General features: G+C 36.4%; 4 protein-coding genes. 1 reads left to right on the top strand and 3 read right to left on the bottom strand.

What is annotated here, in order from left to right:
* A partial coding sequence (locus HRT72_12140; protein NQY68453.1) for a hypothetical protein occupies positions 1–554 on the top strand: 554 nt, incomplete at its 5' end.
* Between the two features lie 278 nt (positions 555–832).
* Here the strand turns inward: HRT72_12140 and HRT72_12135 are convergent.
* The 3 genes from HRT72_12135 to HRT72_12125 all read right to left on the bottom strand — a co-directional run bounded on the left by HRT72_12135 (position 833) and on the right by HRT72_12125 (position 5936).
* Positions 833–2479: an FAD-dependent oxidoreductase gene (locus HRT72_12135; GenBank protein ID NQY68452.1), complete on the bottom strand. Its 1647-nt coding sequence runs from the start codon at positions 2477–2479 to the stop codon at positions 833–835.
* A 185-nt stretch (positions 2480–2664) separates the two neighbouring features.
* Positions 2665–4233: an FAD-dependent oxidoreductase gene (locus HRT72_12130; GenBank protein NQY68451.1), complete on the bottom strand. Its 1569-nt coding sequence runs from the start codon at positions 4231–4233 to the stop codon at positions 2665–2667.
* 41 nt (positions 4234–4274) lie between these two features.
* Positions 4275–5936, bottom strand: coding sequence for an FAD-dependent oxidoreductase (locus HRT72_12125; protein ID NQY68450.1), 1662 nt, complete (start codon positions 5934–5936; stop codon positions 4275–4277).
* Between the last annotated feature and the right edge of the window lie 61 nt (positions 5937–5997).

The raw sequence follows: 5997 nt of genomic DNA, 5'->3' as shown, positions 1-5997 counted from the left end.
TTATTTTCACAAATAAAAAACAATTATGGAAAGAAATAAACGGGAACACCAACCTTTCCAAATATAGTTTGAGTGTAATTAAGGTAGATGTAGACTCTACATTAGCAGATACAATTGGAGCTCAAAAAATCACCTATTTATCTGATTCCTCTTCTTATATAGAGAAAATCATTAATTGGAGCAATTCGAAGAGCGTATCAATTAACATTAACCCATTACGATCTACACCAAATGCAGGGAAATGGATCATTAATAATCTTAATTTCACCTATTCAATTTCAGATTATATGGATTCATGTGAACTTCAACAAACCATTAGTTGGGCTTATCTAAATGAAAGTTCTATTCAACAAGAAAGAATTGAAATAGACCGAAAAAAATTTATATCTATCGTTAACATTCAATTTAATGAGTTAGAAAAACTCTATAAGAAAAAGAAGAAAAGGGAAGTTAGTAGCCTGAATCCAGTAATTAAGAAAACTGTTCAAATTGACAGTACTACTAAGAGGACTTTGCCCGAAGTTAGATTACCTGCAACAACAGAATCGCGTTAGTGTGAATGATTAGAAAGTAATAAGGAGAATTAATAAGAGGTGCGCCTCATGTTTAATTCTCCATTAATATCAAATTTCTATCCTACCAGGAATGCTCCTATCATAATTACAGCTACGAACGCTGCACTGATAATAAAGCTATGTAAATCTTTCATAATATGATGTTTAAGTTTATATCATATATACACCTAAACAACCATCTTACCCTAGGATTGTAATAAATTAAATTCCATAAGGAGCTTAAATCAACTCACAACCCCTTTATCAGAGAGGATTTACTATTTTTTAACAGCTAAGACTTCTTCTGCCGTTCTTAAGCCTGTTTCCATCGCTCCAAATACTGTAGAGCTGTGTGCGTTATTTGTAGCAGTACCCCCAAAAAATAATTTATCATCAATCGACTTAGCTAATATCTGTCTCACGCTTGGTCCATCAACAGGATACATATCTTTTTGAGGATAAGTATACACACCTCCGATGTACGGGTTCATTTTATAGTTCATATGAAAAGACTCAATGAAATTATCTGATGCAGTTGTTCCTCCAAATATTACATCTAACTCTTTTAATACCACTTTATCCATATCTACTTCTGGACCCATCAAATACTCCGCTCTCTCTCCCATAATATAGCAGGTAAGAACATTAGGATCCCCAACACCTTCCCCTCTCCATTTTGCAGGAACCCAACATCTACTAGAGTATCCCATAGTAAGAATTTCGATAATCTCTTCTTTATCCCAAATCGGTTCCTTAAACTTGAGGTACAATCTCCAGCCAGCATCCATAGTCATTTTGCCATACGCCATTGCCTTTTCTGCAGGAAGAGCAGGAATAAACTCAATAATACCACTTTTTAATACCTCCACAGAAACAGTAGATATAACATAATCAGCAGTGTACGAAACACCGTTTTCGTCTAATACAGTTACTCTATCCCCACTATAATCAATCGTCTCCACTGCAGAATTGTATAGAATAATTTCCTTTTCATGAATTTCATGAAAGTAAAGTGTATCTAAAAAATCTTTATAAGATAGGTCAGCAAGATAAACGTGTCCACCACCATCACCCCAGTCACCATGACCTTTGTTCGTGTAAATTCTATTTAAAGAAGATGCGCTAATACTTGTTCCGAAGATATCCTCCATCATTAACCATTTAACGCTACCTGAATCTACACCAGCTAGTTTCAACACAGCTGTATACGTAGTATCTGGCCCATCGTAATCGCCAATTATAGCGTAGAATTCATCTGCGACTTCTCTGTAGGTATTATCATCTTCAGCGTTAGTTAACTTGCCATCAATCATGTATGCTATATTCTTCAAGCCTAAATGTTTGTGATCATCGTAGTTATTCTGTCCTCTAAATGGCCACTCTCTCCAATCATCTCTAGAATCCTCGAACATAGCAATATCGGTCTCAGTACCTAGTTCGAATGGGTGAAGTTTAGTTGAATCCCACGCATAAAGGTCTCTATATAAATCAACTTTAAACTGACCGCTATCCGGCAAAATACCCCAAACTTCGCCGTCGACAAAAACACTATCGCCTTTAATTTTCATGGTAGACCAATCAGCTCCATCTTCTTCCACTTCTGCTTTAATTGCATCTAATGCTTGTTTTCTTAAAGAAACTGGAAAATCAGGTGAGCTATATATTTCTTCTGGTCCAATAGAAACGAAACCTTGTCCAAAAGTTTGATTATTCTGAGCTCTTCCACCATGGGTAGATGACGCTTCTAATACTTTCACTTTAACACCAGCTCTATTCAATGTATATGCTGCGTACATGCCTGCGGCACCTGCACCGACAACAATAACTTCAAAGTTATTAACTGCAACTTCTGCTTTTTCACTTTCACTACAACCAGACAAAGTCATTGCAGCAATTAATACTAATCCTGTTATTTTATTATACATCAAATTCGTGTTAAAAATTGGAAGGTAAATATAAAAAAAACAAGAGATGGAATCCTGCAATTCGAGTATATGACACGCTACTTACCAACATTATCACCCAAAACAATAGCCCCTCGAATGGAGGGGCTATTAATTTTTTTTTAGAATTTGAATTGCTTTTGCAATTCAATTACAACATTCAAATACTACTTTTTTCGAACTTCTAGAATCTCTTCACTTGCCCACAAGCCAGTTTCCATGGCTCCAAATACAGTTGAATAGTGCTCATGATTCGTACCCTCACCAGCAAAGAAGACTTTATTTTCTACCGACTGACCTAGGATTTCTCTCATACTAGGACCGTCAGCAGGATATATCCCTTTTGTAGTGTACGTATAAACTCCACCTATATATGGATTCTTCTTATAGTTCATGTGGTAAGACTTCTCGAATAAATCCGTAGCTGTTTTACCACCATATACTAAGTCTAACTCCCCTAATACAACTTCATCCATATAGTTAAAGTTGCTTGAAAGATACTCAGCACGTTTCCCCATAATATAACAGATCATTACGTTAGGATCATTAACTCCTTCTGCTCTATACTTAGAAGGAACCCAGCAACGACAAGCATATCCAGGATTAATAATATCTACATCATGTACGCTGTCTTTATTCCAAAACGGCTCTTTAAACTTCAAGTACATTCTCCAACCTTCATCCATTGCCATACTAGAATAAGCATCAACTTTTTTCTTAGGCAAATCAGGTGTGAAATGAATCAGGTTACTTTTTAACACTTCAACCGAAACAGAAACCACTACATGATTTGCAGTAAAAGATTCACCTTCAGCATTAGATACTGTCACAATATCTCCAGTGTAATTAATTTCAGTAACAGGGAAATCATACTGAATCATATTTTTCTTGTGAAGTTGATTGAAGTAGAGAGTATCCAATAACTTTTTATAAGGAATATCAACATAGTAAGATTGGTCACCACCGTCTCTCCAACCATCAGATCCTTGCTGGCTCCACATTCTATCTAAAGTAGTAGCATAAAGGCTAATCGCATAATACGACTCGAGTATTTGCCAAGTCAACGTTTCCTTATCATATCCAGCCATGTCCAAGATTGCTGAGTATGTAGTGTCTTTACCTTCATATCCAAAAATAACATCATCCAAAACAGTCATTGCTAAATGGTATGAAGGGTCATCTTTAGCGTTAACCGTTTTACCATCTTTCATATAAATGATATGCTGAGGATCAACTTTATCAATCATCATTTTATGCAATAATGTTGAATCTAAGTTATGAACGTCTCTATATATATCTACTCTAAACTGCCCACTATCAGGAAGGACATCGTAATACTCTCCATCAAAGAAAATACTATCTCCTCGTATTTCTCTAGTACTTACATCGTACTCTTCTTCAGCAGCCCAAGCAGTAGCTTGCTTTAAGTACTTTTCTCTAAGCGGCGTTGGGAAATCTGGCGAAGAATAAACTTCTTCAGGTCCAATTTCAATATAACCATCTGAAAAACTCTCGTTGTATTGTGCTCTTCCTCCGTGTGTAGAAGATGCTTCAAGAACTTTAACATTCAAACCAGCATTATCTAACGTATAAGCTGCGTACATACCAGAAGCCCCAGCTCCTACAACTATTACGTCAAAGTCAACACTACTCTTAGTAGATTCTTCTGATCCACCACCACAAGCTGCGAACAAAGTCGATACAGCTAGTGCTCCGGTTACAAGTTTATTCCTCATTCTAATAATATTATTGATTATAGATCCTAATGCCTAATACCTTATTTCGATTGTGCTCCGATGATTTTCTTAGCAACTCTTTCGCCCGATTCCATTGCACCAAATACAGTTCCGTAATGGTCATCAATAGTACCCTCGCCTGCGAAGAATACTCTATCCTCAATTGGCTCACCTAGCTTACCTCTCCATCCTTTCTCTGGACCAGAAACATGCATTCCTTTATTTGGATATGTATAAACACCACCAATGTATGGGTTCATACTCCAATCATACATTTGATATTCTCCTGTAAAGTGTTTTGTTGCTTTTTTATCACCAAATATACCATCAAGCTCACCCAAGACAACCTCCATCATATCCACATCTGGTTGCTTAAAGTATTCCGCATTTTCTCCCATGATGTAACACATAAGCACATTATCATCTGTAGCGCCTTCTTTCCTAAACTTAGAGTTTGGCCAACATCTAGAAGTATATCCTAATCCTACGATTTCCATCGCATCAATCTCTTCCCATAACGGTTCGTCAAACAAAAGGTGCAATCTCCAGCCTGGATCCAATTGTATTGCGTTTATAGCTTCTAACTTTCTAGCAGGCAAAGCTGGAACAAACTCAACGATTCCACTTTTCAATACCATCGGAGAACCTGTAAATACCAATTTATTACATGTCGTTACATTTCCATTCTCATCTGTAACAGAAATAATATCACCTGTGTAATCAATTTTTTCAACAGCATTGTTGTATTCAATTTTCCCCAAAGGATGAATCTTATTGAAGTACAATGTATCTAACACCTTCTTATATGGCATACTCAAGTACATTACATAAGCACCTCCTTCTGTCCAATCTTCTCCAGAAGCATGCATCGCGTGAATAGACAATCTGTTTAAAGAAGTAGCTTCTGTACCAACTGCATATATATCATTGATAATTGTCCAGTGTCTATCGCCTTCTTCTATTCCAAACATAATATTCAGAACAGCCGTTAAGCTTGTGTCAGGGCCGTCATACTCATCAGTACCTGCTAAAAATTTAAATGCTTCTTTATAAGAAGGATCTTCAGAAGCTCTTACCATCTTACCATCTCTCATATAGACAATCTTATCAAAGCCAAAGAATTCTTTTTCGTTTCCTGTTAAATATTGCTCATAAGGATACTCACTAAAATAATCTCTATCATCTACCCTGAATTGATTATTATACTCAACACCAATATCAAAAGGTCTTAGTAAAGTGGAATCAAATTCCCAGATATCTTTGAACAAGTCAACTGTAAATACTGGTTCTATACCAGGCAACACATCCCAAAACTCATCTTCAAAGAATATGCTATCTCCTTTAATTTCCATTTTAGAAACGTCGTAATCTTCTTCAGCTGCTTCTTCTTTGGCTTCAATTAAGTATAGATCTCTTCTATGTACAGGGTAATCTTCTGAAGAATAAATTTCCTCTGGTCCGAATTCGACATAACCATCTCCTAATTTACCATACTGCGCTCTCCCACCATGTGTAGATCCTGCTTCAAATATTTTCCAGTCAACCCCTGCCTGTTCTAATGTATATGCTGTATACATCCCAGATGCACCTGCACCTACAATCAACACATCAACATCCACTTTACTTGAATCAGCAGCTTCTTTTTTAGCGCCACCACATGCAACGATCGTAGCAGCTATAATAGGTATTAGTATTCTTTTCATTCTCTTTTTATTTTGGTGCAGTAAAAATAAATTTATTATCCAATTTAACCCCTGAAAATGA

It is taken from the genome of Flavobacteriales bacterium, from assembly GCA_013214975.1.
In the GTDB taxonomy this organism is placed as follows: domain Bacteria; phylum Bacteroidota; class Bacteroidia; order DT-38; family DT-38; genus DT-38.
The sequence above is the reverse complement of the archived record's forward strand: the minus strand, read 5'-3'. Positions and strand labels throughout refer to the sequence as shown.